Raw genomic sequence first — 26,435 nt, 5'->3', positions numbered from 1 at the left:
CGCAGGCTACGTCTACTAAGTATCTGGCCCGAAGTCGAGCACCACATCGCCCATCGGATATTCGCCGCCGCGCGTCTCCCACGCTTAGTCGCCGCTTTTGGCGCGGTAGCTCTCGAACAGTTGCGGCAAGCCCTCGCTGGCCATGACGTCCGGCTTGTCCGTCACCTGAAAGTGCAGGTGCGGCCAGCGAGCATCGCCCGAATTGCCGACGCGCGCCAGCAACTGCCCTCGCCGCACCCGGTCGCCGGCCTTGACGCCGACGCTGCCGGGCTGGAGATGGTAATACGCCGCGAACTGCCCGTTGCCCAGGTCGATGATGACCTGGTTGCCGCCGATGGTATCCAGGGTGACCGGGAGCGCTGTCTCGAACCCGGCTTCGGTCTTTGGAATATTGTCCGGAAAGCCGTCGCGTGCGCTGACCACGGTGCCGTCGGCCACGGCCAGCACCTTCTGGCCGTAGGCGTAGTAGGCGCGCACATCACGCGCGTCGCCGGAATACGGTTTGCGCCCGGCGTCGAACTTCTTCCAGTCGATCGCATAGCGGCGCGAAATCTGCGCGCTGCCATCGACCACCCACAAGCCCATCCGATGATGCGAATGCAGGCTCGGGTTGTTACCTGGCGTCCAGTTGGTACCGACCAGCGGCCGTCCCAGTACCAGCAGCGGCGTGGCATGCGTGCCGATCACGGGACCGTCGGCCACCGCTTTGTCGAGCAGCACGCGATGGCGCAGTGTCGCTGGCACCGCCACCTTGTCGTCGAACGCCAGGCACAGGAAGGCAACGGCGCCCTGGCCCACACCCAGGCGCTGCAGAATGGCCGGGTTGTCGCCGATGCTTACCTGGCGCAATTGCGCGCCTATCTGTCCATCCCTGATTTCGGCGATGGGGGCCGAGTCAGGCTGGCCGGCGTCGAGGACCTCGATGCCGCGCACGGTCACGGCTTCCATCGAAAAATTCTGCACATGTAGTTCGTAGAGCAGATAATTGCGACCGCCGCTGGGCAGCACAGTCGGCTGGACCGGCGTGCGTACCTGCACCTGAACCGGCGGGAACACCGACTGGACAAGCGCTACCGCCGTTGGCGCGGGCTTGCTCGTGCCAGCGCTGTTGCATCCAGCGGGAAGCGGCACCTTGGCCGCCGCCGCGGTGCCGGCCAGCGCGCAGGCGACGGCTGCGACGAGGTAGCGAAAGACGCTATGGCGCGCGGCTGGCTTGAAAACGGTGGTGGACATGGAAGAGCGTTTCTCTGGTTGCACAAGCCGGCAGCTTATAGGAATTGGCCTTGACAGAAATGTCTGTCATGGTTGAATATTTGCCAATATGAACGCATCTACTGCCACGATTGACATCTGGCTCCTGGTTTTTCCTGATTTCTTGCTGCTCGACGCCACCGGTCCTGTCCAGGTTTTTTCGAGCGCGAATGACGAGGCGCGCGATGCCGGCCTGGCGCCACCGTATCGGCTCCATCTGGTCGCTGCCGGTGGCGGCGCGGTCGCGTCGTCGTCCGGTGTGAGCCTGCTCACGTCTCCCTTGCCGGATCCGGACTTGCATGGCGCGACCTTGATCGTGTCCGGCGGCCGAATCGAGGCGCTGCCGGCGGCCGCGCAGGCGAATGGCAGCGCGACGCTGGCCTGGGTCGCAGATGCGGGCGCTACGGTTGCGCGCTGCTGCTCCGTCTGTACGGGCAGTTTTGTGCTGGCGCGGGCAGGCCTGCTTGACAGTGAGCTGGTAGTGACACACTGGGCCGACGTGGCGGCGCTGCGCGCCGAGCATCCCTGCCTGTCGGTGCTGGACGATGCGCTGCACGTCAGGGACGGCAAGTTTTATACGTCAGCCGGCATCAGCGCGGGCATGGACCTCGCACTGAGCCTGGTCGAAGAAGACCTGGGACGTGCGGCGGCGCTGGCCGTCGCCAAGCGGATGGTGTTATTTCTGAAGCGACCGGGCGGGCAGCGCCAGTTCAGTTCCGAGCTGCTGGCGCAGTCGCAGGCTCAGGGCGTGAGCGCGCAGCTGACCGCATGGCTGCGCCCACGGCTGGCGCAATCGCTCGATATCGGCCAGATGGCCAGCGCCTGCGCGCTGTCGGTACGCTCGCTGTACCGCAAGCTGCGCGAGGAAGCCGGCCTGACGCCGGCGCAACTGCTGGCGCGCCTGCGGCTGGAGGTAGCCTGCATGCTGCTGGAACAGCCGGGAATGATGGTCAAGCAGGTGGCACGCGAGAGCGGCCACGGCACGCAATACAATCTGCGGCGGGCGTTTGCGGCGCAGCTGGGGGTGCTGCCCAGCGAATATAAGGCGCGCTTTGCGTGCACCGGGGCGAGCGGCGGGTGAGCAATCGCGCGACGCCAGTCAATTTTCAAGCTTTTCCGCATCGTCATCGATCAGGCAATCAGGCAATCAGCCCCCCTCTCCATCAGTCCCGTCCTTTTCCGGGAGCGCCGTATCGCCTTTGTCGCCATGCCCAGGGCAAAGTTAGTGTCGGCCCGTCGCACCAGCACCCCCGCCTGACAAAATCCCTTGCAATGATCTACAATTTGCGACAAGAATAGCAGTGAAGGCATACACGCTGTCGTTGGAAAGGAGCAATGTATGACACAGGAACCCATTGATCACGCCACCTTATTTATGCTGGTGGGAACCAAAAGTGTGCGCCGAGCTCGCATTGTAGGTCAGCCTGGCGGCTGGGGGATCGTCATCAAGCAAGGCACAACGGAACACGTTCTGACGACCCAACGCAGTCAAGAGATTCGCCTTTTCCGGAAATTCGAAACACTGGTCGGCTATCTCAAGTCAGTTGGAATCGTTCACTTCGATGTTGACGCCGCCAACTGGAATGCTGACACCCTCACGACCCGACAACGTCCGGATACATCCGTCGCCATGAAACAGGCGCATGAAGCGGCCGCCTACGACAAGTGGCTTAGAGCTGAAGTGCAAGAAGCCATCAATGATACTAGTCCGACAATCCCCCATGATGAGGTAATGCGTAGTGTTCGCGCAGCCATCAAGGCGGTAAGGTCGAAACGTGTACCGGCTTGAATGGAAAAAGCAGGCCAAGAACGATCTGCTCGAGATCGTTGAATATATTGCGGAAAATAACGAGCACGCTGCTGAGCAATTTGTCAAATTAATAGAAAGCAAAGCCGAAAAGCTGCTTGGTCGACCTCAGTTGTATCGGACTGGCCGCCAGCGTGGTACCCGCGAGATGGTTGTCCATCCTCACTACCTTGTCGTCTACCGAATAAGGAAAGAGATGGTTGAGATCCTGCGAGTAAAACACACGGCGCAACGCTGGCCGCCTAAACCGCCGACATGACGAACTAACGGTGGCGCACTATCCATACGCCGCACACCTGCTCGCGATTGAAGGGGGCCGCAGCAATTCGGACCTACCGCCCCGCCGACGGCCGCTCGGCCATCCGGTCGCGCCAGGCCTGCAAGTGCGGCATGCCTTCCGCGCCCGGCCTGAATTTCATCAGCCCGCGCGCAAATTCGAGCGCGCACCAGGCCGTGATATCGGCCACCGTGAAGCGCGCGCCGGCCACGAACGAATGCCTGGCCAGTTCGCCATCGAGCCAGCGCGCGTGCTCGCGCATCTTCTCGCCCTGCGACGCGCCAAACTCGGGAAACTGCGGCTGCTCCAGCACCGCCAGCCCCGGATGCGTGTGGCGCACGCTGTTGGCGATGCCGAGGAACAGATGCATCTCCACGCGGCGGTCGGCCATCTCGATAAAGGCGCGCTCCTCGAAACCCTCGCCCATCAGGTTCGGTTCCGGATGCAGCCCTTCCAGATAGGTGCAGATGGCGCGCGTTTCGCACAGCACGCGGCCGTCGGCCAGTTCCAGCGCCGGCACGCGCGCCAGCGGGTTCTTGGCCACGAACGCCTCGCTCTTGTGTTCATTGGCGGCCAGGTCGATCATCACCTGTTCGATCCCGGCGATGCCTTTTTCGGCGATGAACATGGTGACCCGGCGTGGGTTGGGCGCAAACGTGCTGACGTACAGTTTCATGGCATCCTTGCGAGTGGTTAGTTGTTGCGCGACTGGCCGGTTTCGAGCATGGTGCGGGCGGCGGCGGAAAATTTGGCGGCTTCTTCTTCGTTCGACGAATTCAGTTCGCGTGGCGATGGCGGCATCTGCAAGCCCTTTTCCACGGCCGGGCGGGCGCGGATGGCCTCGATCCAGCGCGCCAGGTGCGGCAGTTCCTCGATCGAGACACCCGACCATTTGTGCGTGCGCACCCAGGCCCAGTTGGCGATATCGGCAATCGAATAATCGCCGGCCAAGAATTCGTGATCGCGCAAGCGGCCGTCGAGCACCTTGAACAGGCGCCGGCTCTCCCCCTGGTAACGGTCGATCGCGGGCTGGATCTTTTCGGGGAAGTAGCGGAAGAACACATTGGCCTGCCCCATCATCGGACCGACCCCGCCCATCTGGAACATCAGCCACTGCATGACCTGCGAACGGCCCTTGGCGTCCGCCGGCATCAGCTGTCCGGTCTTTTCGGCCAGGTAGACCAGGATGGCGCCCGACTCGAACACCGCGAAGTTGTCTTCGGCGCGGTCGACGATCGCCGGAATCCGGCCGTTCGGATTAATCGCCAGGAACCAGTCTTCCTTCTGCTGGTTCTGATTGAGTTCCAGGGCGTGCAAGCTGTACGGCAAAGCCAGTTCTTCGAGCGCGATGGAGACTTTGTGGCCGTTCGGCGTGGGCGCCGAATACAGGTCGATCATGGCATTCCTTTCGTGGTTGATGACGAAACAGCAAGTCGCATCATAGCGCCAATTTGGCGGCCATGCTCACGCTGTGCCACAATCGCCGCATGACCCGCCACCGCCCTCTTCCCGCCCTGCTGCGCGCGCAGCTTTACCAGCACCTGGCGGCGATGGAAAAGGCCGGCCTGCCGCCCGACCGGGCATATGCGCTGCTCGACCTGGGCCGCGCCGGGAGCGCACGGGTGGCGGCTTTTCGCAAGCTGGCGGCGCGCCGCAACGAGCCGGCCGGCGCCGGCCTGGCAAGCGGCTTGTTCACCCAGTTCGAAGCGCGCCTGCTGCGCGCGGCGTTCGCCGCCGGCAGCCCGCTGCCGACCTATCAGCGGCTGGCCGATTTTCATGCCGCCAGGGCGCGCCAACTGTCCACGCTGCGCTCGCGCATGGTGCTGCCGGTGGCGATCCTGACGCTCGCCCTGTTGGTCCAGCCGCTGCCGGCGCTGGCGGGCGGCACGCTGTCAGTGGGCGGCTACTTGTGGCGCGTGCTGGCGCCCTTGCTGGTGCTCGGCGGCGCGGCGCTGCTGGCGGCGCGGGCAATCGAATGGTTCGGCGGCGGCGCGTCGCCGCCGCGCGCGACGGTCGAACGCGCGCTGATGGCGCTCCCGGTCTTCGGCCCGATGCATGTGCGCCGCAACATGCGCGACTTCGTCGACAGCCTGGCGCTGCTGCTCGACGCCGGCCTGCCGCTGTTCGACGCCATGCCGGTGGCGCTGGACACGGTCGACAACCGCCTGGTGCGCGCCGACCTGGCGGCGATGCTGCCGCAGCTGATCGCCGGCGCGACCCTGGCGCAGGCCATCCGGACGCTGCGCCTGGCCGATACCGGCCAGTGGCACGCGTTGGCGCTCACCGGCGAACAAAGCGGCACCCTGCCCGAGATGCTGCGCCGCCACGCCGCCAGCGAGAGCGACACCATCAACCGCTTCCAGCTCGAGATGATGGCCTGGCTGCCGCGCGTGTTCTACGCGCTGGTGGCGCTGTGGATGGCGCTGGGCATCCTCGGCAGTTCGCCGGGTCCGGTGGCGCCCTTGTGAGCCGCGCAGTGGCCCGATTCGTGCCACAATCGTGCCATGAAACCGATCCGAACCTACCTTGCGCTGCTGGTCCTCGTCGCCGGATGCGCCAGCACGACCGCGCCGCCGCCGGCGCCCACGCCCGCCGCCCCGGCTTTTGGCTGGTACCGGGACGCCGCGCGCGCGCAGCAGGTGCTGCGCATCGATGCGGCGCTCTCGCTCATCACCGTGACGGTACGGCGCGGCGGCACGTTTGCGCGCATGGGCCATGACCACGTTGTCGCCAGCCGCAGCATCGAGGGCTTTGTCGCACCCGATGCAGGGCGCGCCGACTTTCGCTTCCGGCTCGACCAGATGACGGTCGACGAGACCGACTTGCGCACCAAGGCCGGCCTGGCCACCCAGCCCGACCCTGACGCTATCGCCGGCACCCGCACCAACATGCTCACGCGGGTGCTCGACGCAGAGCGCTTTCCGCTGGTGGAACTGCACGCCGAACGCGCCGCCGGCAAGGGCGACAAGGTTCAAACCTTGCGCCTGACCGTGACGCTGCATGGCGTCTCGCGCACGCTCGACGTGCCGACCACGATCGAACGCGGCGCCGGCGGCCTGACCGCCAGCGGCACATTCATCCTGAACCAGAGCGATTTCGGGATCACGCCGATGTCGGTGATGGGTGGGGCGCTGACGGTGCAAGACCCGATGGAACTGGCGTTCCGCATCGTGGCGGCGCCGCAGGGTTGATGGCGATCGGATTGCCCGGGTCGGTGCTCCACTCGTACCAGCCGCCGTCGTACACGCTGATGCGCTCCCAGCCCATCACCCACGCGTAAAAGAAGGCCAGCGAGGCGCGCCAGCCGGTACCGCAGTAAAAGGCATTGTGGCTGGCGCGATGGATGCCGCCGGCGCGCCACAGTGCCTCGATCGCCGCGCCGTCGAGCATGCGCCCGTCCGGGTGCTGGAAGTGGCTCATGCTGTTCACATCCCCCTCGCGCCCGGCCCTGCCCCACAACGCGCCCGGAATCTCGCCGCGCGCCTCTATGTAGCTGTAGCCCGAGGTGGCGCCGGTGTATTCGTTCCAGGTGCGGATGCTGACCAGGGCGCAATCGGGCCGCGCCTGCATCGCGCGCGCCTGCGCCATGCCGGTCAGGTAGTCGGGACGGCCGGGAAACGGCGCGCCGAAGTCGGTCGCCGCCAGCGCTACCGCGGCAGGGCCCGCGACGCCCGGCAGGCCGGCCGCGCCCCATGCCGCAAAGCCGCCGTCGAGCATGCGCACGTCGGTCACGCCGGCGTACAGCATCAGGTGCGCCGCGCGCGCGGCCGCCAGCGGATTACGGCTGTAGACGACGACGGTGGTGTCATGGCGCACGCCGTGTGCGAGCAGCACCCGCAGCAGGGCGGCGTCGTCGACCTTGTTGAACAGCGGCGCCGCTTCCAGCTCGCGCGTGTCGAGGTAGCCGGCGCCGTCGATGTGGGCCTGCTCGAAGACGGCAGCGCCGGCGCAGCCGGCTTCCAGCAGGCGCAGCGCCGGATCGCGCAGCAAGCCGGCCAGTTCGCCTGGTGCGACCAGCGCGCGTGCGCGGGCCAGTGCGCGGCGGGCGGCGGGCATGGGCGGGCAGATGGGCGGGCGGGCATTCACGGCGGACTTTTCAGGGAGCAAACCCGCTATTTTAAATGGTCGGGCGCCGGCTGCCCCGGAACAGCCTGCCAACACTTTCATCGAACACAACAATTCGCGCTTTATTACTCCTGCCCGATCTGATATAACAGACGTGAAAACAGGGTCAAGAATGCCATGGCAGGCGCCGCGCAGGCCCGCTCAATCGATCAAGGTGCAATTCAATGAACCCCTTTTTTTCTCTCCGGCTCGCCAGCCGCGGCGAGCGCGGGGTCACGTTGCTGGTGCTCGGCTTTGCCGGACTGATCTTCGTCGGCATCGTCGTCAATCTCGTGTTCGAGCTGGTCCAGTCGCGCGACAACCTCATCACCCAAAAAAGCAACAGCGCGCGCGTGCTGGTCAAGGTGCTCGAGGAACAGGCGGTCGACAGCATTTTCGCGGTCGACCTGGCCATGCAGACCACCATCAAGGCGGTGCAGATGGTGCCGCAGGGACCTGCCGAGCGCGACCGCCTGGTCGATGAATTGCTCGACAGCAGTATCACCAACCTGCCCTTCATCCGCGCCATCTGGCTGCTCGATGCGGACGGCAAGATGATTCACGACAGCCAGAAATTGCCAGGTAGCTACAACCTGTCGGACCGCGCATATTTCCGCGTGCACCGCGACCAGCCGAGCTACGGCATGCACATCGAAGGGCCGATCATCAGCAAGCTGGGCGTGCCCTTCATCAGTTTCAGCCGCCGCATCAACCGGCCCGACGGCAGCTTTGGCGGGGTCATCGTGGCCGCGCTGGAGCCGAAGTATCTGCGCCGCTTTTACGATGCGATCAAGGTCGGCAAGGATGGCGTGGTGGCGCTGGTGCGCACCGATGGCGTGCTGGTGCTGCGCATGCCGGTGGCCACCATGGCCGAAGGCAAGCGACTGACTTTCTTTCCGAATTTCCACGATACGCCCGGCGCGCCCGACGCCGGCAGCTACACGGCCGACAGCGGCATCGACGGGATCCGGCGCCTGTATTTCTACCAGCGCGTCAGCGGGCGTCCGCTGGTGGTGGTGGTCGGGCTGGGCGAGGCTGAACTGCTGGCCGACTGGTACGGCATGGCCGGCGCCTACATCGGCGTGTCGCTGGCCTTTTTGGCGGTGCTGGCGGGCATGAGCACCCTGGCCCTGCGCGAGTTGCACAAGCGCTACAGCCTGAACCAGGCGCTGCGCAACAGCGACGATGCCCTGCGGGCGGCCCAGCAACTGGCGCTGATCGGCAGCTGGCGGCTCGATCTGACGACCCGCAGCGGGCACTGGTCGCAGGAAATGTATCGGCTGCTGGGACTGCCGCTGGCGGAGCAGCCGCCGCCGCTCGACGTGTTCCTGCAAAAAATCCACCCGGACGACCGCCATCTGGTCGAGTCGGCGGTGCAGCATGGCATGAACTGGTCGGGCGAACTGCGCAGCAATCCCGCGCTCGGTCCGCAGCGCTACTTTCATTCGCGCAGCACGGGCGTGCATGACGCGGCCGGCAACGTGATCGCGCTGATGGGCACCTTGCAGGATGTCACCGAGCGCCGCCAGTCCGACGACAAGCTGGCACTGGCCGCGCGCGTGTTCGAGTACACGCACGACGGCATCGTGGTGACCGATGCGGCCGGCAACATCGTGGCCGTCAACGCGGCGTTCGAGCGCATCACCCTGTACAGCGAGGCCGACGTGCTGGGACGCAATATCCGTATGCTGCGCTCGAACCTGCACGATATGGATTTCTACCGGCAACTATGGAACACCGTGGCGCGCGACGGGCATTGGCGCGGCGAAATCTGGAACCGGCGCAAGAATGGCGAAGTGTTTCCCGAGTGGCTGACGGTGAGCGCGGTGGCGAGCGCGGAACACGGCGCGGCCGGCTATGTGGGCGTGTTCACCGACCTGAGCGATATCACTGAAGCCAATGAACAGTTGCAGTTCATGGTCAACCACGATCCCCTGACGCGCTTGCCGAACCGCTCGCTGCTGAACGACCGGCTGGAACAGGCGATCGAGGCCGCGCACCAGGGGCAGCGGGCGATCGCCGTGCTGCTGCTCAATATCGACCGCTTGCAGCGGGTCAACGACAGCATCGGCCACGACGCCGGCGACCTGCTGCTGCGCGAAATGGCGCAGCGCCTGCTGGCGCGCCTGCGTCCGGGCGACACCCTGGCGCGCATCGGCAGCGACGAGTTCGTGCTGGTGCTTTCGCACATGGACGACAACGACGACATCAACGCCGCCGCCCAGCAAATGCTCGACACGGTGGCCGCGCCCTGCCAGCTGCTGGGACACGAGGTGGTGGTCACGGCCAGCGTGGGGATTGCGCTGTTCCCGCTCGACGGCGTTACTCCCGGCGACCTGATCAGGAATGCGGATACGGCCCTGTCGCACGTCAAGAACAGCGGCCGCAACAGTTTCCGCTATTTCACATCCGAAATGAACACGCGGGCCTTGCACTGGATGGCGCTGGAGCACCGGCTGCGCAATGCCCTGGGGCGCGCCGAGTTTTCGCTGTTCTACCAGCCCCAGGTGCGGCTGGCCGACAAGCGGGTATGCGGCGCGGAAGCGTTGATCCGCTGGCGCAGCGCCGAGCTGGGCATGATTTCGCCGGCCGAGTTCATTCCGCTGGCGGAAGATTCTGGCCTGATCATCGAAATCGGCGAATGGGTGATCCGCACCGCCTGCGCGCAGAACAAGGCGTGGCAGGATGCCGGCCTGTGCGCGCTGCCAGTGGCGGTGAACGTGTCGGCGCACCAGATCACGGCCGGCACCCTGCCCGCGATCGTGCGTAGCGCGCTGCGCACCAGCGGCATGAAGGCGCGCTACCTGGCCATTGAACTGACCGAAAGCGTGCTGATGCAGGAAGCGGAGCTGGCCATGGCCCAGATCGCCGAGTTGCGCGGGATGGGGGTGGCGGTGGCGCTGGACGACTTCGGCACCGGTTATTCGTCGCTCAGCTACCTGAGCCGCTTCGCGCTGGACAAGCTGAAGATCGACCAGAGTTTCGTGCGCAATATTACCGACGATGCGAAAAGCGCGGCGATCGCCAAGGCCACCATTGCGCTGGCGCATGGCCTTGGCATCACGGTGGTGGCGGAAGGCGTGGAAACCCGCGAACAGCTCGATTATCTGGACGACGCGGGCTGCGATGAAGTGCAGGGCTATTTCTTCAGCCGGCCGGTGCCGGCCGGGGAGTTCGTGGCCCTGCTGGAGGCACCCGAAAAGATGGGCTAGTGGACTGGTGAGACGAGCGGAGACGTCTTCATGAGCTCTGTTGCGCAATGAATTTTTCAACCGCCAGCTCGGCGCTACGCGCAGTCGAATCGGTTTGCTCTCGATGCAGTGCCATCGCGCGGTATTTATGCCCATCCATGATCATTTTCTTGGCTTGCGCAGAGAGGTCAAGGACCGAGGTATCGATATCCGGGTGCGACATTAACAGCATCTCGATTTTTTTCAATCTCTCGGATTGCGTACCGGCCTTGGAGATTAAAAAAATAACACCTGCCAAAATTGCGAAATTTAATATCCAACCCGTATCTAAAGTGTCCATTCTTTACTCCTTGTGGTGTCGGCCAGGGGAACGAGGTGGCGCTGCCCCTTGCCGGCAAGGTAATTGTCTATTTGGCCGTCCAGCCGGCCGATGCCGAGGAGTTCATGGCCCTGCTGGCTGCGGACCAGGCACCGCCGATCAATCGCGGTGCGCGATGTAGCTTCTGATAACGGACTCGGCCTCGCCGAACGAAATCGCCTCGATGCTCCGATGCAGGATGATGGCCGCGCTGATCTCGCCGGCGACAATCTTGGCCATGACCCGCGGGTGAATATCCTTGTAGCCGTCGCCAACGCCAGGAACCGAGCTGAGCATGTTCTCGAGGCGGGTGAGCTTCTTGTACTGCTCTTCCTGCTTCAAGTACATCATGTACAGAGCGCACATGAACATGAGGAACATCGTTAACGCCAGATCGTGTGATTCCATGCTGGATTCTCCGGAGTAAGGGGGATGGCAATGAAGTTGCCGCATTCACAGTAATTGAATGGCTACGCAAGTGCCAGCGCAACGGCCGTTTTCGGTGACAACCATCAACAACGGCAGGCGCTCAGGCCGGCACGGCCCCGGCCGGCGTCAGCGCGCTGCCCAGCACATCGAGCAGCAATTTGACCTTGGGAAGATGCTGGCGCGCCTTGAGCCAGACCACGTTCATCGGCAAACCGTCGGTCGCCAGCTGCGGCAAGACCTCGACCAGCAAGCCGCGCTCGATCGGCTGCCGGACCAGCCAGGTCGGCAACTGGGCGATGCCCAGGCCGGCGAGCACGGCGGCAGTCTGCCCTTCCCCATCACCCACGGCAATGCGTCCCGGCATGAAGCGCTGCTCCATCGCGCCCTGCTCGCTGCCCGCGAACAACCATGAATTGACCAGCCCGTCCGCGCGGCCGTACACCACCCGCTCGTGCTGGTCGAGGTCGGCGTCGGTCAGCGGCACGCCCTTGCGCTCCAGATAGGCTGGTGAAGCGCAGAACACCAGGCGCTCCGAGCCGAGATAGCGATGTCCCAGCGCCGCCGGCCACACGTTCGAGCCGCCGATGCGCACCACGATGTCAACCCGCTCCTCGACCAGGTCGATGAAATGGTCGGAAAAGGAAATGTGCGGCAGCAAGCGTTCGTGGCCGGCCAGGCAGCGCAGGATCACCGGCAAGGCGTGCAGGCGTCCGTACGAGGCCGGCAGGTCGATGCGCACTCTTCCCGTCGGTTCCACGTATTCGGCGCCGATCAGGGTCTCGGCTTCTTCCAGGTCGGCCAGCACGCGCAGGCAGGTCTGGTAGAACAGGCTGCCGGCGTCGGTCAGCGCCAGGCGCCGCGTGGTGCGGGTGAACAGGCGCGTGCCCAGCCGGCTTTCGAGCCGCGCAATGCTCTTGCTGACAGCGGAGCTGGTCAGGTTGAGGCGACCGGCGGCCGAGGCAAAGCTGCCGCGCTCGACCACGCTGACGAAGACGTCGATGCCTTTGAGGCGTTCCGAAGAGAACACGATTAATGAATCCAATTCATTGATATTGGTAAATCTTACCATCAATACGAACGTGATTCCCCAATACACTGACGGCCTTGTTCCTTTCGCATAGAATCATATGAATACATCAACACTGACCGCCGGTACGGCCGAGCTGGACAAGCCGCGCTCCGGCCTGCAGATTGCCATCATGGCGGTGGCGGCGTTTGTCATCGTCACCACCGAATACCTGATCCTGGGCCTGTTGCCGGCCCTGGCGCAAGACCTGAAAATTTCCATTTCGGCCGCCGGGCAACTGGTGACCCTGTTCGCATTCACGGTCATGCTGTTCGGCCCCTTCCTCACGGCGCGCCTGTCGCATGTCGGGCGCAAGGGACTGTTCGTGGCGATCCTGCTGGTGTTCGGCGCCTCGAATGCGCTGGCGGCCCTGTCCGCCAACATCTGGGTGCTGGCGCTGGCGCGCTTCATCCCGGCACTGATGCTGCCCGTGTTCTGGGGCACTGCCAGCGAAACCGCCGGGCAACTGGCCGGCCCCAAGAACGCGGGCCGCGCCGTGGCCAAGGTGTACCTGGGCATATCCGCCGCCCTGGTGTTCGGCATTCCGCTGGGCACACTCGCGGCCGACACCTTTGGCTGGCGCAACACCTTCTGGATCCTGTGCGGCTTGTCGGTGCTGATGGCGGCCATGATCCAGACCTTCATGCCAACCCTGCCGGCGCCGGCCACGAAAGCCGGTGAACAGCAGACCGCGATTTTCAAGGACCGCCGCTTTTTGGCGCACGTGGCCCTGTCGGTGCTGGTGTTTACCGCCATGTTCACCGCCTACACTTACCTGGCCGACATGCTCGAACGCCTGGCCGGCATTCCCGCAGCCCAGGTCGGCTGGTGGCTGATGGGATTCGGCGCGGTCGGCATGATCGGCAACTGGATCGGCGGGAGGGTGGTCGACGGCAGCCCGCTCGGCTCGACCGTGGTGTTCCTGCTGCTGTTAATCGGCGGCATGCTCGCGACCTTGCTGGCGGTGGGCAGCCACGCCTGGCTGGCACTGGCGCTGGCGGTATGGGGACTGGCGTACACCGCGCTGTTCCCGATCTGCCAGGTGCGCGTGATGAAAGCCGGCTCGTCGGCGCAGGCATTGGCGGCGAGCATGAACATTTCGGCGGCAAATGCCGGCACCGGACTGGGCGCGATTGCCGGCGGTGCGGCCATCCACCAGATCGGCCTGCCGTCGCTGAGCTTCCTTGCCGCCGGGATTGCCGTGCTGGCGATCGTGCTGGCGCTGGCGATGGCGCGCGCGCGTCCGGCTACGGCAAGATGATATCGACCAGCGCGAAATGCAGGGTGACGAATTCGAAGCGGTCATGCAAGTCCAGATGCGGCAGGCAGCGCACATCGTCATGCGCGCCCCAGAAGGTCAGTCGTTTCAGCCGCGTCATCGTGCTCCTTCGGTTTGCCAGGACAACTGCGGCGAGGCCTCTCCCGCAGCGTGAAAATAGTGTATCGCAGCCAGTGCTACGGCCGTGGACACGATCTGGTTGGCCGGAAAACTGCCCAGCTGGGCGCCGACCAGCAAATCCTCGTGCGCCGTGTCCGCCTTGCCGGGGTCGAGCAAGGTATGCAGTTCCCGATCGACATCGATGCAGATCATCACCGAAAAACGGCCGGCCCCGCCCCCGATGAGCATGCTGCGCTCCTGCCCCACATCGAGTTGCAATTGCGTCAGCCGTCGTCCATCCAGCCGCGCCAGGGCAGCTTGTGCCAGCGCCGGGTTCCAGTCCTCATGCACGACGGGCTTGAGAGCGCTGCCGGTCCACGCTTCTTCACTGAGCATTCTCTTGTTCATCGACTTCCCGCCAAGCACATTCCCAGCCCCTATTATGCGGCGCCGGCTGTCCGAAACGCCGCCTTGGGAGCAAAAACAGTACACTTCAGGAGGACCAACTCTTGTCGCGATCACTGTCATCATGCAATTCGATTTACTCAACAAGCCGGACGGACGCACGGCGATCCTGCTGCCGTCGGGCTTCGTGCTCGACCTGCTCACGCCCGACGCGACCGGACTGCCGATTACCGACATCGCCCTGTGCCTGGCGTCGCAACCGCGCTGGGGCGGTGCCGCGCGGCCCTGGTATTCGGTGGCCGAGCATTCGGTGATGAGTTCGCGCCTGGTGCCGCCAGCGCTGGCATACGCCGCGCTGATGCACGACTGCGAAGAATTCCTGGGCGACTGGCCGTCGCCGGTCAAGGTCATGCTGGGGCGAGATTATGTGAAGCAACGGGTCCATCCCATCAAGAATGCACTGCGGCAGCAATTCGGCTTCAACGACGATGTGCCTGCGATCAAGGAGGCCGATCTGGTCTGCATGGCCACCGAACTGCGCGACTTGCTGCCGGCCGCCTGGATCGACTGGGGCCACCTGCCGCCGCCCCACCCTGCCAGAATCATCCCCGTCGGCCCGGATCGCGCCTACACGCTGTTTCTCGACCGCTTCGAGGAATTGAAACACCTGGCGCAGTTGCCGAGTCGCAAAAAAATCAGGCGCAGTGCTGCTGCCCAGCCGTCCGGTATCGGCTAAGCCCCGGATTTTTCAGGCTTTTTGAGGATATCCACAAGAAGTGTGGATAACATTGTGGATAAGCCTCCCCCGGCAGCCCTTAAGGCCTGCATTCAAGCGGGTTTCTACAAAATGCCCGTTCAAAAGGCAAAAAAAATCATGAATGAAATCAGTCACTTAAAACTGGCGGTAGCGCCACTATAAACTGTCCATTCGGCAAATTCCTACAAACGGGCAAAACAGGGGATAACTCGTGTGGTCTTTGACAAAGTGCCCCGGCTGACATAGTGTAGCTGCATGTCCGCTCCCGCTTCCGACGACGCAAATCTTGGCCTCCTGATCATCGAGGACGACGACCCGTCCGATCCGCTTGCGTCCCCGGCGCAAGAAAAGCCGCCCTGGCGCATCCTGATCGTGGACGACGATGTCGACGTGCACGTGGTCACCAAGTTCGCGCTCAGCAATACCCAGTTCCAGGGACGGCGCCTGAGCTTCCTGCACGCCTACAGCGGGAAGGAAGCGCTCGACACCCTGCGCGCCATGCCCGATATCGCGCTGGTGCTGCTCGACGTCATCATGGAAACCGAAGATGCTGGTCTGCAAGTTGCGCACAAGGTGCGCTCGGAACTGCACAACCAACTGGTGCGCATCGTCCTGCGCACCGGCCAGCCGGGCCAGACGCTGGAACACAGCATCATTTGCGATTACGACATCAACGACTTCTGGTGCAAGGCCGACCTGACCACGCGCAAATTGTTCACCACCGTGATCGCCTCGCTGCGCGCCTATGCCAGCCTGCAGGCGGCCGCTGCCGACCGGGCTGCGCTGCAAATCCAGCTGGCCGAGGCGCGCAAGGTGCAGGAACTGTTGGGGCAGCAAGCCCTGGTGATCACCTTCGATCCACAGGGGCGCCTACGCGACGCGAGCGAACGTGTGTGCGAGCTGAGCGGAAAGCAGCGCGATCAACTCATCGGGCGGGAGCTGGATGCCTTGCACGCGGCACCGTTTCCAGAGCCGCTCACCAGCCAGATCCGCCTGGCGCTGGCTTACGATGGGGCCTGGTCGGGTGATATCCATACGCAAGCGGCCGATGGCGGCGCCCTGCACTTGCGCTGCTCCGTGCAGGCGCTGAGCGAACCGGGCGGTGCGCCCTACGAGTACGTGGCGGTCGCGACCGTGCTGGTGTAACGGCGGGCCGGCGGCGCGCGCTTGCTTCGCACCTTACTTCCAGGCATTGCGGGCACGGTCGCGCACCAGCATGCGCACGCTCTCGGGCATGGGTTTGCGGCTTTGCCGGGTGTCGGCCGTCATCCACACCGATTCCTCGAAATGCTTGAGCATGGCCGGACTGATGAAGCGCGAGCGCGCCGCATACACATGGCGGTCGCCCATCTGCGCCTGCTGCTTGATGAAAAACCGGTTCGGCACCACCAGGTGCAGATGCTCCTTGGCGCGCGTCATGGCCACGTACAAGAGGCGGCGCTCTTCCTCGATATCGTCCGAATTGCCGGTGCTCATATCCGAGGGGATGCAGCCGTCGACCACGTTGAGCACATGGACCGATTTCCATTCCTGCCCTTTGGAAGAATGGATGGTCGAGAGAATCAGGTAATCCTCGTCCAGATGGGGCGGCCCGGCGCGGTCGCTGGTCGCTTCGGGCGGGTCGAGGGTAATTTCGGCCAGAAAGGTTTCGCGCGAGCCATGGCCAGAGGCGAGGCGCGCCAGCTGTTCCACGTCGGCCACGCGCACCTGTGCATCGTCATGCATGCGTTCCAGGTGCGTTATACGACACGAAAAACTGTTCACTCTCTGTGTTGGCCGCGACGACGCCATTTTTGAAACCTTGCAACGCAAAAAACATAAAGGACTTCGCCTCCTACGTAATTCGCTTAATAAGAAATAGCGTAGCAAGTGGTTGACTCATTAATCAAAATAATACACTAATCACCACCAAAAGGGTCACAAACCACCCCTCTAAAGCTTGGGCCTACAGTGTGCATTAGGCCCGACTTACGGCGGATAGCTCTAAAAAACGTTCAGCGGCGGTTTCGAACTAACTTTATCTTCATTAAGGCCATATAAATTCCGCTAACCTAAACTTTATGCAATAGGGAGTCCACCAGTTTTGTTTAATATAGCATTATTATCATACTTGCAATTCTTCGAGCGGCGGGTTAAGATATTCATTTTTTGACCCGTTCCGTGTGACAACACTACTAATATGTCTGAACTTAATTCAACAGAAGCACATGCACCAGATGATTCGATATATTGGGTTATCAGCCATGCACCGGCAAGCTCGGTTTTGCCAGAAAGGTTTCCCATCATTGTTGACGAACTAACTCGAGTTGTATGCGAGCCGGCCCTTCTATATTTATACGAAAAGTTCGTCAAGAATAATTCAAATAAGATTGTTGAAAATACGCTAGATGCTTCCGCTGAAGATTTAAAGGAATGGTTCCGCTTCTGTGAAGAGTTCGGACTTCCGTGGACTTTCGCATCTGAAAGTGACATTACTGCGTTCAATAAAGCTATGCGCGCAACTATATCGCCTTTAACGGGACAACGATACAAAACTGCAACTATTAATCGACGAAAAACAACCATCCGTCAATTCTATGTCTGGGCCCGTGGTAATAAGATGTATCGTAAAGCACCTCCCGCCGATTCCCTGCTTGACCCTGAATTGGATTTCACCGCAGTCAACGCACGCATCAGAAAACCGTTGAAAGTGGCAGCAGACGAAAACAAAGAGGTATCGGTAATACAGGCCACGCAATCCCAAAAGATTCTGAAAGCATTAGGGCCTCTGCCGAGTGAGCGTACCGCTCAAAGAGATTTTAATCAAAATTCAGCACCTCCTGTTACTGGTGAAATTATTCCTAAGCCGAAATCGTCACGCGACCGGATTGCTACGCAGGTTTCCTTAGAAACCGGAATGCGCATATCGGAAGTCTGCGGATTACCGCTAAAAAAGTTTGCCCGTCTCGCAGACCCAGCGAGCGATACTGTTGACGTACACATAAAAATCATCGGCAAAGGCAATAAAAGCCGACGCGTCGACTTTCCGGGTTGGTTAATTCTGGAAATAAAAAACTATATCCGTTGCGAGAGTCAAGAGATATTGACAGCGTTGAATGGGTCCAACGAACCACAAGCGCTTTTTATTAATCCCCTATCAGCGGGTACTCATGCCGGGAAGCCCCTTCAGGTTAGGACACTCCAACGTGCATTTTTAAACGCTTGTCGGAGCGCTGGAGAGACTAAAGTCGAGAAAATACAGAAGTTTGATTCGTCGGGTGTTCTGACCGTTCACCACGTCGATACACCGCTTTTTAACTATCACGATACGCGTCATACATATGCCGTTTGGACCTACTATACGCGCAAAAAAACCGACCCGGAACCATGGCTTTATATCCAAGCACGACTTGGTCACGTCGACTTAAAAACTACGCTACAGAGATATCTAAAGCTCGCAAGCGATTTTGAACCTGACATTTCCGACCGATATTTGAAATTAGTGAAGCCAAATGCGTAAGTCACGTTACACGCAGCTTACTAAAGAGCAGCGAATCGAAATCACTGACAGCGGCAAGAATGTCGTCATACGTGAAGAATTAAACTCGTACCTAGGAAAAGCGAAAAATGTAAAAGCTTTCCAGAAAGCTCTGTCGAAAGTTCGCGCAGTCACAGAGGGGTGGGCCACCCAGCAATATTTCACGCAAGCCTTTGCGACTTGGTGTAATAACGAAGAGAGAGAGTCGCCCAGGACGATAGCAACAGGCGCCACAAATTTCGTAAACGGCTTTGCGCGCTTTATTTTGGCAAAAAAACATACCGCAGTAATTTTAAATCAAATCGATTCAGATTTTATCACTTCATTCCGCAACGGCCTCGCCTCACCAAATCCAGCTACTGGGAAAATCTCAAGCGAAAATACGCAAAGGAAGCAGTTCGGTGTACTGAAAGCTCTACTTGACATATTAGCTGAAAACAAAGAAAGCAAAAAGTTGATGTCGGCTGACTTGAGCTACCCCCAGAATTTTTATTTAGGGGCGCATGGCTCAACCAAGCAGACGGAGGTAATCGACGATATCGATTGGACTAGGATTATCTTAGCTTGTCGTGACGCCATTATTGAGATTATCTCGCAAGTGTTGGCAGGATGGAAAACTCTAGGGGGACACGAGATTTTTCCCGACCTTACTCGTCGAGGCCGGGGTCAATACTCGTCACTGGAAGCTACACTCTGGGAGGTGAAGCGTACATTTGGCGCCACTATTCCCAGTATGGTCGACATCCGAAAAATCAATCCGGCGCTAGCGGACGCCATTCAGCACACCCACGGAAAGGACGCGATAACTCGCGCTTTCTATCCTAGGGCAGAAGACATTATTCCATTCGTCGTACTTCATTCAGTTTACACGTCGGCAAATACTGGCGCCCTCCGGGCGCTGAAATGGGGAAATGTCGAGCTCGTTGAAATACTTGAGTCGCGACGGGTACGGTACACGTTTGTAAAACCGCGGGCTCACCTTACGTATAAACGAAGTTTCCCGATTCAGGTCGGTGAAATCTTTTCGCCCTATGAGCTGCATCAGTTTTTGAAGAAGTGGACTTCTTCAATCCGAGCCCACGCAGGGCTCTTCGCTGACAACATCTACATATTTAAAACGTTCACCCAAACGGTACGCGGTTTTTTCTCATCGCAAGATAACGGAGACGACTCGGACAACACGTGGAATAGCGTGCTTAAAACATTCTGCAAATGCCACGGACTTCCGTACACAACCATAAAGATATTGAGGATGACGGGACTCGACATCGTTCGGGAACAAAACGGCAACGATATCAGAGCAGTCATGGCCGCGGGCGGTCAAACAGCTGAGGGCACCATCGACTTGCACTATAACGGCCCGGGTGCAAAACGCCGAGGAACCGAGGGCCTCTCGGAGGTGATGTCGACGCAGGAAAGATGGGTCGACACCGGTGGCATCCGCGACATCAGGGCGAGCCCGGACACCGCAGACATGCACGCAGCTACACCGGGGTGGAATTGTTTGGACCCATACGACTCTCCGATTCCGGGCGAGAAAACAGGCAGGCTATGCCAGGCGTTCGGGCAGTGTCCCGGCTGCCCACTGGGAGGTATAGACAGGGAGTCTGGGTATGCCCTTGCGAGAACGCTACAGCTAGCCGATGAGATTCGCCACGCCCGCTTCTATCTCGACGCAACCCGATGGCGGGTAGTGTACGAGCCTGTCATGGCAATCTTGATAAACAAGTGGATACCATCTTTTACTAATCCTGCGGTTCTCGACGATGCATCTCTCGCAAACCTTGGACCCATAGGAGTATTGGAATGAAGAAAACAAAAGTAGACGAGTTTGCACAAAAGTTGCCCCGTCCTAAGACTGGCCGTGCGACGTTCGCGATATCGAGCATATCCTTATGGCCGGACGAAGTGTGGCGGCTGGACACGAAGACTCCGGGACAACGGTACTCTATCGGCTGGAAATTTCAACTGCCCGACGGGACGTATTCAACCCACGAATGCAACGCAATGCTGCTCGAATGTTTCAAGGTAGTAATCTGGGGTATGCTTTCTCATGGTGGCACCTACGGTAAATCTCTTAAACCCGGAAGTGTTATTTCTATGGGCGTCGGAATGCGGGAACTGTTTAGGTGGATGGTTCACTGTAATTATTCAAGCTTTGCGGAGCTTGACGCGGCGGCTCAGGCAGACTTTCTTTTAGACTTACCAATCATCTTAGCCAATCGTCGAAGGTTCTACGGCTCTAGCATCGTCGATGTTAACGATTACGGTGATACCGCCCTCGTTACCGGAGCGTCAGCGACATCAGATTTCGACGTACCGAATGATGCAGATGATGAGGAGACATTTAGCTACAGCCAAGTGGTGTATCGTATCAACACGTTCTACCATATATTTTATCAACAGAAGGCTTTGTTGTCTTGCGGATTGTCGGCTCTGCTCGCCTCACCCTTCGAAGGAAAATTGGTCGGTAGTGTTACCTCGAAAATCTCAAAGTATTTAGTAAAAAGGATTCCGCCGCTGCCAGATGAAGTTGCCCTTCCGCTCTTAAAAAAAGCATTAATCTGGATTGATTTTAAAGCAAAGGACATATTACATCTGCAGACCGAATTTGTCACCTGTCGCAACGACGCAATTGCCGCTGGCCTCAGTAACAGCAGAGCGATAAACCGGACCAACAAAATATTGCAAAGTTTTGAGTTTTCTAAGGCTGAGAACAACGAATTCCCGTGGAGAGAACCCCTACCTAAATTAGAAAGGGTTAGTCATCCAGCGAAAGCGGAAATGGAGTATGACTCTACACAAAATCTCCGAAACATGGTTATGAGGGCAAGGGACGCAAGCGTCATCGCGTTGCAGTATATGGTAGGGCTACGTGCCAGCGAAATATGTTCAGCCAAGGGGGGCTGGGCTGCAGGAAACGACCTTCCAGATTGCGTAATTCGACGCTATTCCAAAAATGGTATCGTAGAAATGTTTTTCTTCAAAGGTATTTTATCCAAGGGCGTGCCGCATCCTAGGGACGAGGAATGGTTACTAGGCTGCAGGCCTGTAGGCTCGTCCTACTTCCCTATGCCGGTTAGGGCATTGATGCTACTGGAGCGCCTCTATAGACCTTGGCGAAAATTGGGTAGTAATGGCGACCTGATTGTAAGCTTTGCGCAGAAGAAAGGCCTCCCACTGGCGTCCGAGTCTATCTCGAAGATAATGTCCGGCGCTCTTCTGCGAGGTACCAAGCGATTTATCTTCTCAGAAGTTGACCTTTCGCATTTGCCCGACACCAACATCCATGATGAAGATTTGGAAACATATAGGGATTCAAAAGGCCTATGTATCCGGACTCATCAAGGACGGAAGACGTTCGCCGCATACGTTCTTGAGTCCAAGACTTCACTGCTTAGGCCAGTTAGTGAGCACTTTAAGCACATGAGCGTCGCCATTACGGAAGCCGCTTACTTCCCTGCTGTAAGTAGGCTCAGAGGCGATGCGGAGTCAATGCGTTTTGCCCAATCAGTTGCGTTCTTCGTTGAGGCGGCACAAGGTAAAAAGGTGTACGGTCGGATGGGGGATGTAGTGGAACGGTATTTTGGTGGCAAGGAATGGAGAGAGACCATGTCGCTTCGCGAATTGGAGAATAAGGTTACAGAATTGGTGCAGGTGCACGATTTGCGCATATTTTTCTCCTCCTACGGAAATTGTCTAATTAAAACGAATCCATTGCACTCCCGATGCAGAGCCGCCACCGACACTGTGTCGTGGGATGCGACGACGCCAGACTTTTCAGCAAGGTCTCCCGGATTATGTGCTGGCTGTGGATGTTTCGCCATGGACTCGACGCATCGTCCTTTTTGGGAAAACCGGGTTCATAAAATGACATTGGTTGTAAATGCAGCGAGCACTGAACAACAATCTCGTGGGTTTAGGGTCCACCAAGTAAGGTTAGAGCAGGCAAAAAACGTGTTAAAAATGTTTGATAACGAATCCGCGCGCATAGGCTCTGACGAAATTTTGAATGAGGTTTCTCCATGAGCCAATCAAAAAACGAAGTTCTTCGGGCCGCGATTCAGGCGGTCTACAACGGATGTCCTAAGAATGAGAGACTGGCAAAATTGGCTGCGGTCAATAAGCTTAGATTTAGTTCTTCAGCCGTCGCTGAAGAAGCTGGTGTATCGCGCACGCTGATAAGCGGCGATGACTGTACGTACCCGCACATTCGGGATGAAATCTCGGCACTACGTCCTAGCAAAACGCCTTTAGTACAAACCTTAGATGGCTTGATTCTTCGAAATGAACAGTTGCTGACTACGCTTAAGCTTCAAAGGCACAGCTTAGGTCTCCTATTTTCAAAGTTAGGACAAAAAGCACGCCCGCCAGATGCTCCAACGTTGTTGCCACGAGCGTCTACAATTCGTATCACTAGGTCCACACCGCTCTCGAAAACGGCCAGCCCGCTCAGAGTTCAGATTAAATTGGTTAGGCTGCTAAACCAGAACATTGAGAAGACGATAGCAAGAAGAGATGCTCTCTACGCAAAAATCGTCATCACAGCTTTAGCATACGAGCAAGGCCGACATACGGATGGACGGCGACTGAAGCGGATTTCACGAGAGGAGCGGATAAATGCTTTATCCCTAGTGCAGTGAGCATGTCGCCAGTGGAGTTTGAGCCCGACCGAATGCAGGTTTTTTCAATAAATCCAGGATGCTGAATGGCTTGCCTCAGCATCAGAATTTGCTGTATTAGTTCCGGTTGCTCCCAAGACCATAATGCCTGCTGTGAGTGACGTAAATAGAGAAGTGAGGACCAAGTGTTGGCGCCGACACCAGATTGACCCATGATGCCGAAATCCGCTGACCCAGACGAATGCGCGCAAACGCAGGCGCCACGCGACTCCCGGCGGCAGTGCTAGGGTCAGGCATAATCGGCGCTGTGGGCCAATTTGGCGTCGGCGCCAACACCCCGGGCGGCCCGAGTATCTGACCACATCGCTCGGCAACAAGAGCCTGGAGAAAGTGATTGGGGACATCGTAGAGCTTCTCACTGCACCGAGGACGGTCGATGGCGCCACCGAGCATAAAACAAAGTAAATCGTTTATACGATATGCCCGCAAGGCGAGTATAAAGCTCAATTTTCAAAGGTAATTTTCGAACAATGGCCACACCCCACAAATGGCAGTTCGCCCCGCGCTTCCGTCGCAACGCCTTCGGCTGGAAGTCCGACACGCCCATCCAGCGCATCAAAGAAGCGCTCACTGAAATCAAGCCCATCGCCAAGAAGGAACCAGTCCTGGCCGCCGAAGGCGCGGTGCTGTTCTTGGAGAAGCTAGCGCCGGCAATTGAGCAGGTCGACAGTTCCTCGGGAGGCATAGGCAGCGCAGTGAACCGCGCCATCGAAACGCTCGTCCCTATCATCGCGAGGGCCGACGTCACCCGCGCGGTGCGCGAGAAATGGCTAGAGCGTCTGTGGGACGCACTCCAGGAAGACGACATGCCCTACCTCGAGTACCTCGGGGAGTTTTGGGGCGACCTTTGCGCGACGCCGGAGATTGCTTCCAAGTGGGCTGACTATACGTCGCCGACGCTGGAAACAATGTGGGACCACTGCGCACGCACTGGAGAATACGGATACTACAAAGGTACGGCAGCTTGTCTGAGCGCGTTGTACGCATCTGGTCGTCACGACGAGCTGTTAGAGCTGATTGCAAAGTCTGAGTACCGGCACAAGTCATGGCACAACCGAGTGTGGGGCGCCAAGGCCCTGACCGCAGCCGGCAAGCACGCAGAGGCCATCCGTTACGCCGAGGACTCGAAGGGGCTGAACGCGCCTCTCACGGCCATTGCGGCCTTCTGTGAGGGAATCTTGCTGGGCTCAGGGTTTGCAGATGAGGCGTACGCGCGCTATGCAGTCGAGGCAACATACGCGACGACCAATCTGGCGACATTCAAGGCCATTGTGAAGAAGTACCCGGGTAAGCCACGGGAGACTATTTTGCGTGACCTGGTGGCGAGCCAGCCGGGGAATGAAGGCAAATGGTTTGCCGCAGCCAAGGATGCGGGCTTCTTTGAGCTTGCTCTCGAACTAGCTAATCGAAGCCCGTCAGACCCGCGGACGCTCATACGGGCTGCGCGGGACTATGCGGCGGAGCGGCCGGAGTTTGCACTGGCGGCCGGAATGACAGCGCTACGTGGTATCGCCAATGGTTGGGGTTACGACATTACGGGTATCGACGTGCTGGACGCTTACGCGGCCGTGATGGCGGCGACCGGCAATGCGGGAGTGGATGAGAGCGTGGTGAAAGCGAATGTGCGGGCGTTGATTGCTGGCAGCGGTACCGGCGGCGACTTCGTTTTAAGAATTCTGAACCGACAGTTGACGGACTGAGAAACCTGGTTCCTGAAGCGGTCACCACCTTGACACCAGCGACTCAAAGTACGTAAGAGAGCTTGCCCTCGTTGAGGGTGACCGTCCCCGTTGACTGCAATTTCTGAATAATCGCTGCGATTTCGTCTCCGGCTATCCCGTTCGGAAAAATCGTGGCAATGCTGGTTGTCAGCGTTCTAATTGTACGGGGTCTAGCGTTGCCGCGCAGCTTAAGATTGGCGACAACAAGTGCGAGGTTGTCGGGCCTGGCACTCTTACTGGCAGACTCATTCGACGAAACGATGGGCGGCAACTTGGCCTTGACTATGGCTGCGTCGGCCGCGTCTTGGGCAGCGCCAACACCTCTTGGGCACTTGAAGTTGCCCTTCTGGTTGAGGACGACCTGAACTTTTTCTTTGAGCGACATGCTCCCCAAGATTGCGTTCAGCGATTTGCAGCAGACAACACAGTTTTCCTCATTATTGCCTCCACCGTTTGCGGTGGCAAAGAGGTGCTCAATACTGGCGTCGGCCTTGACCAGCGATGATTTACAGAAGAAGCAGTTTCCGCCCTGGACAAACATAAGGCGTTCAAGGCGTTTCGTTGGCATAGGTTTGGCGCTGGCATGTTAAATTGCACATATACTCTTTTGCAGAATTAAGTCCATTCAATTTTTCGGAGAAAACATGACATCTTACGCAGAGTATGTTGAACAAATCGAAAAATTGCAATCGTTGGCAGAAGCTGCCCGCAAAAATGAAATTGATGACGCCATCAAGAAAATTAAGGAACTGATGCAACTGCACGGCGTAACCGTCGACGACCTCTCCTCCGCGCGCACTGCGAAAGCCACGAAAGTCAAAGGCACAGTTGCCGCGCAATTTAAGAACCCTGAATCGGGCGAGACTTGGACGGGCCGTGGCCGCGCGCCGCGCTGGCTTGATGGCAAAGATAGGGAACAGTTCCGAATCAAGAAATAAGCCGTGGCGTCTGACCTGTCCCGCCTCCAGAGCCCATCGGCGGTGCAAAGTGCTTTGGATGAGTTCTCGTCACTCGGCCGAACTGGATTCCTTGCCCGCTACGGGTTTGGAAAGTCGCGCGATTTCCTAGTTCGAAACCCGACAAACGGCGAGCTTTGCGATTCCAAGGCCATCGTAGGAGCCGCTTTCGGATTCCAGTACCCAGGCGAGGGGCCACTGAAACCAGCAGATTTCTTCCGAGGCGAGGCCACCGTCGCGCCCAAACTGCAGAGCCTCGGATTCGACGTCGTCCGAATCGGCGAAGACTGGTCACAGTAAGAAGTGGACGCTACCGTTACGGCTTACTTCGAAATGCTGCTCCTGGAAGCAAAACAGGAGAAATTCAACAAGTCGGAACGTAACGCCGCCTTGCGTCAGGTACTCAAGGTGCTGTGGTCTAATTTGCTCGGACACCTCAATAGGTGGAAAATCCACCATCTGAGGAGTAATACATGGCAACAAGAAAGCGGAAGACATTCGATCCCAGCCTGAAGCTGGAAGTGGTTCGAATGATC

Annotated in this window: 27 protein-coding genes and 1 pseudogene; 16 read left to right on the top strand and 12 right to left on the bottom strand. The window is 59.3% G+C overall.

Annotated elements, in window-relative coordinates; genetic code table 11:
• Window positions 1-84: 84 nt before the first annotated feature.
• Window positions 85-1,233, bottom strand: a complete 1,149-nt coding sequence (locus tag F1609_RS22030; RefSeq protein ID WP_167078813.1) for a M23 family metallopeptidase — start codon at window positions 1,231-1,233, stop codon at window positions 85-87.
• A gap of 88 nt (window positions 1,234-1,321) precedes the next feature.
• Here F1609_RS22030 and F1609_RS22025 point away from each other — a divergent pair, with 88 nt between their 5' ends.
• The 3 genes from F1609_RS22025 (at window position 1,322) to F1609_RS22015 (ending at window position 3,317) form a co-directional block, all read left to right on the top strand.
• Window positions 1,322-2,332, top strand: coding sequence for a GlxA family transcriptional regulator (locus tag F1609_RS22025; protein WP_167078812.1), 1,011 nt, complete (start codon window positions 1,322-1,324; stop codon window positions 2,330-2,332).
• A 258-nt stretch (window positions 2,333-2,590) separates the two neighbouring features.
• Window positions 2,591-3,040, top strand: coding sequence for a type II toxin-antitoxin system RelB family antitoxin (gene relB / locus F1609_RS22020; RefSeq protein ID WP_167078811.1), 450 nt, complete (start codon window positions 2,591-2,593; stop codon window positions 3,038-3,040).
• Window positions 3,027-3,317 carry a type II toxin-antitoxin system RelE/ParE family toxin gene (locus F1609_RS22015; protein ID WP_167078810.1) on the top strand — a complete coding sequence of 97 codons (291 nt, stop codon included), beginning with the start codon at window positions 3,027-3,029 and terminating at the stop codon, window positions 3,315-3,317. Before relB ends, F1609_RS22015 begins: the two co-directional genes overlap by 14 nt.
• Before the next feature lie 73 nt (window positions 3,318-3,390).
• On the opposite strand, the gene F1609_RS22010 is transcribed toward F1609_RS22015, so the two are convergent.
• Window positions 3,391-4,011, bottom strand: coding sequence for a glutathione S-transferase family protein (locus tag F1609_RS22010; RefSeq protein ID WP_167078809.1), 621 nt, complete (start codon window positions 4,009-4,011; stop codon window positions 3,391-3,393).
• A 17-nt stretch (window positions 4,012-4,028) separates the two neighbouring features.
• Window positions 4,029-4,733 carry a glutathione S-transferase family protein gene (locus F1609_RS22005; protein ID WP_167078808.1) on the bottom strand — a complete coding sequence of 235 codons (705 nt, stop codon included), beginning with the start codon at window positions 4,731-4,733 and terminating at the stop codon, window positions 4,029-4,031.
• 89 nt (window positions 4,734-4,822) lie between these two features.
• On the opposite strand from F1609_RS22005, the gene F1609_RS22000 reads away from it, so the two are divergent.
• Entirely contained in the window at window positions 4,823-5,803 is a 981-nt protein-coding gene (locus F1609_RS22000; protein ID WP_167078807.1) for a type II secretion system F family protein, read from the top strand.
• A 36-nt stretch (window positions 5,804-5,839) separates the two neighbouring features.
• Entirely contained in the window at window positions 5,840-6,526 is a 687-nt protein-coding gene (locus F1609_RS21995) for a YceI family protein (RefSeq protein WP_167078806.1), read from the top strand.
• On the opposite strand, the gene F1609_RS21990 is transcribed toward F1609_RS21995, so the two are convergent.
• Entirely contained in the window at window positions 6,438-7,391 is a 954-nt protein-coding gene (locus F1609_RS21990; protein ID WP_167078805.1) for a sulfurtransferase, read from the bottom strand. The two genes, F1609_RS21995 and F1609_RS21990, sit on opposite strands and share 89 nt — an antisense overlap.
• Before the next feature lie 233 nt (window positions 7,392-7,624).
• Here F1609_RS21990 and F1609_RS21985 point away from each other — a divergent pair, with 233 nt between their 5' ends.
• The gene (locus tag F1609_RS21985; protein WP_167078804.1) at window positions 7,625-10,651 is read left to right on the top strand and encodes a bifunctional diguanylate cyclase/phosphodiesterase; all 3,027 of its coding nucleotides are present in this window, start codon (window positions 7,625-7,627) and stop codon (window positions 10,649-10,651) included.
• A gap of 28 nt (window positions 10,652-10,679) precedes the next feature.
• Here the strand turns inward: F1609_RS21985 and F1609_RS21980 are convergent, their stop codons facing one another.
• The 3 genes from F1609_RS21980 to F1609_RS21970 form a co-directional block, all read right to left on the bottom strand.
• Window positions 10,680-10,970 carry a hypothetical protein gene (locus F1609_RS21980; RefSeq protein ID WP_167078803.1) on the bottom strand — a complete coding sequence of 97 codons (291 nt, stop codon included), beginning with the start codon at window positions 10,968-10,970 and terminating at the stop codon, window positions 10,680-10,682.
• 138 nt (window positions 10,971-11,108) lie between these two features.
• On the bottom strand, window positions 11,109-11,396 hold the full coding sequence (locus F1609_RS21975; protein ID WP_167078802.1) for a hypothetical protein: 288 nt from the start codon (window positions 11,394-11,396) through the stop codon (window positions 11,109-11,111).
• 121 nt (window positions 11,397-11,517) lie between these two features.
• Window positions 11,518-12,486: a LysR family transcriptional regulator gene (locus F1609_RS21970; protein ID WP_187363100.1), complete on the bottom strand. Its 969-nt coding sequence runs from the start codon at window positions 12,484-12,486 to the stop codon at window positions 11,518-11,520.
• A 58-nt stretch (window positions 12,487-12,544) separates the two neighbouring features.
• Here F1609_RS21970 and F1609_RS21965 point away from each other — a divergent pair, with 58 nt between their 5' ends.
• Window positions 12,545-13,744: an MFS transporter gene (locus F1609_RS21965; protein ID WP_167078800.1), complete on the top strand. Its 1,200-nt coding sequence runs from the start codon at window positions 12,545-12,547 to the stop codon at window positions 13,742-13,744.
• Here the strand turns inward: F1609_RS21965 and F1609_RS35090 are convergent.
• Window positions 13,731-13,862, bottom strand: a complete 132-nt coding sequence (locus F1609_RS35090) for a hypothetical protein (RefSeq protein ID WP_267876804.1) — start codon at window positions 13,860-13,862, stop codon at window positions 13,731-13,733. The genes F1609_RS21965 and F1609_RS35090 overlap by 14 nt on opposite strands.
• Window positions 13,859-14,269: an Imm1 family immunity protein gene (locus tag F1609_RS21960; protein WP_167078799.1), complete on the bottom strand. Its 411-nt coding sequence runs from the start codon at window positions 14,267-14,269 to the stop codon at window positions 13,859-13,861. Before F1609_RS21960 ends, F1609_RS35090 begins: the two co-directional genes overlap by 4 nt.
• A gap of 121 nt (window positions 14,270-14,390) precedes the next feature.
• Between F1609_RS21960 and F1609_RS21955 the strand changes: the two genes are divergently transcribed.
• A complete protein-coding gene (locus F1609_RS21955) occupies window positions 14,391-15,002 on the top strand; it encodes a hydrolase (RefSeq protein ID WP_167078798.1) in 612 nt (203 codons plus the stop codon).
• Between the two features lie 276 nt (window positions 15,003-15,278).
• Window positions 15,279-16,169 carry a PAS domain-containing protein gene (locus F1609_RS21950; protein WP_167078797.1) on the top strand — a complete coding sequence of 297 codons (891 nt, stop codon included), beginning with the start codon at window positions 15,279-15,281 and terminating at the stop codon, window positions 16,167-16,169.
• Window positions 16,170-16,202: 33 nt separating this feature from the next.
• On the opposite strand, the pseudogene F1609_RS21945 reads toward F1609_RS21950, so the two are convergent.
• Window positions 16,203-16,760, bottom strand: a pseudogene (locus F1609_RS21945) (3'-5' exonuclease); the annotation flags it as partial.
• Window positions 16,761-17,202: 442 nt separating this feature from the next.
• Between F1609_RS21945 and F1609_RS21940 the strand changes: the two are divergent.
• The 5 genes from F1609_RS21940 to F1609_RS21920 all read left to right on the top strand — a co-directional run bounded on the left by F1609_RS21940 (window position 17,203) and on the right by F1609_RS21920 (window position 24,922).
• Window positions 17,203-18,522 (top strand): tyrosine-type recombinase/integrase, encoded by a 1,320-nt coding sequence (locus tag F1609_RS21940; protein ID WP_167078796.1) that lies wholly within the window; start codon window positions 17,203-17,205, stop codon window positions 18,520-18,522.
• Complete coding sequence (locus F1609_RS21935; RefSeq protein WP_167078795.1) at window positions 18,515-20,350, top strand: phage integrase SAM-like domain-containing protein; 1,836 nt, start codon at window positions 18,515-18,517, stop codon at window positions 20,348-20,350. Before F1609_RS21940 ends, F1609_RS21935 begins: the two co-directional genes overlap by 8 nt.
• Window positions 20,347-22,569: a hypothetical protein gene (locus F1609_RS21930; RefSeq protein ID WP_167078794.1), complete on the top strand. Its 2,223-nt coding sequence runs from the start codon at window positions 20,347-20,349 to the stop codon at window positions 22,567-22,569. Before F1609_RS21935 ends, F1609_RS21930 begins: the two co-directional genes overlap by 4 nt.
• On the top strand, window positions 22,566-23,183 hold the full coding sequence (locus F1609_RS21925; RefSeq protein ID WP_167078793.1) for a hypothetical protein: 618 nt from the start codon (window positions 22,566-22,568) through the stop codon (window positions 23,181-23,183). Before F1609_RS21930 ends, F1609_RS21925 begins: the two co-directional genes overlap by 4 nt.
• Window positions 23,184-23,692: 509 nt before the next feature.
• Complete coding sequence (locus F1609_RS21920) at window positions 23,693-24,922, top strand: hypothetical protein (protein ID WP_167078792.1); 1,230 nt, start codon at window positions 23,693-23,695, stop codon at window positions 24,920-24,922.
• 43 nt (window positions 24,923-24,965) lie between these two features.
• Here the strand turns inward: F1609_RS21920 and F1609_RS21915 are convergent, their stop codons facing one another.
• Window positions 24,966-25,484: an HNH endonuclease gene (locus tag F1609_RS21915; protein ID WP_196785477.1), complete on the bottom strand. Its 519-nt coding sequence runs from the start codon at window positions 25,482-25,484 to the stop codon at window positions 24,966-24,968.
• Between the two features lie 103 nt (window positions 25,485-25,587).
• On the opposite strand from F1609_RS21915, the gene F1609_RS21910 reads away from it, so the two are divergent.
• Both F1609_RS21910 and F1609_RS35560 read left to right on the top strand, forming a co-directional pair.
• Window positions 25,588-25,881, top strand: a complete 294-nt coding sequence (locus F1609_RS21910; protein WP_167078790.1) for an H-NS histone family protein — start codon at window positions 25,588-25,590, stop codon at window positions 25,879-25,881.
• A gap of 3 nt (window positions 25,882-25,884) precedes the next feature.
• Window positions 25,885-26,199: a ScoMcrA-related endonuclease gene (locus tag F1609_RS35560; protein WP_502572663.1), complete on the top strand. Its 315-nt coding sequence runs from the start codon at window positions 25,885-25,887 to the stop codon at window positions 26,197-26,199.
• Here the strand turns inward: F1609_RS35560 and F1609_RS34310 are convergent.
• Window positions 26,191-26,435: hypothetical protein (locus F1609_RS34310; protein ID WP_206752970.1), on the bottom strand; the 245-nt coding region annotated here is incomplete at its 5' end. The two genes, F1609_RS35560 and F1609_RS34310, sit on opposite strands and share 9 nt — an antisense overlap.

Origin of the sequence: Massilia aquatica (assembly GCF_011682045.1) — a bacterium.
Lineage (GTDB): Bacteria > Pseudomonadota > Gammaproteobacteria > Burkholderiales > Burkholderiaceae_D > Telluria_A > Telluria_A aquatica.
This window is presented reverse-complemented; position numbering and strand designations above follow the sequence as displayed.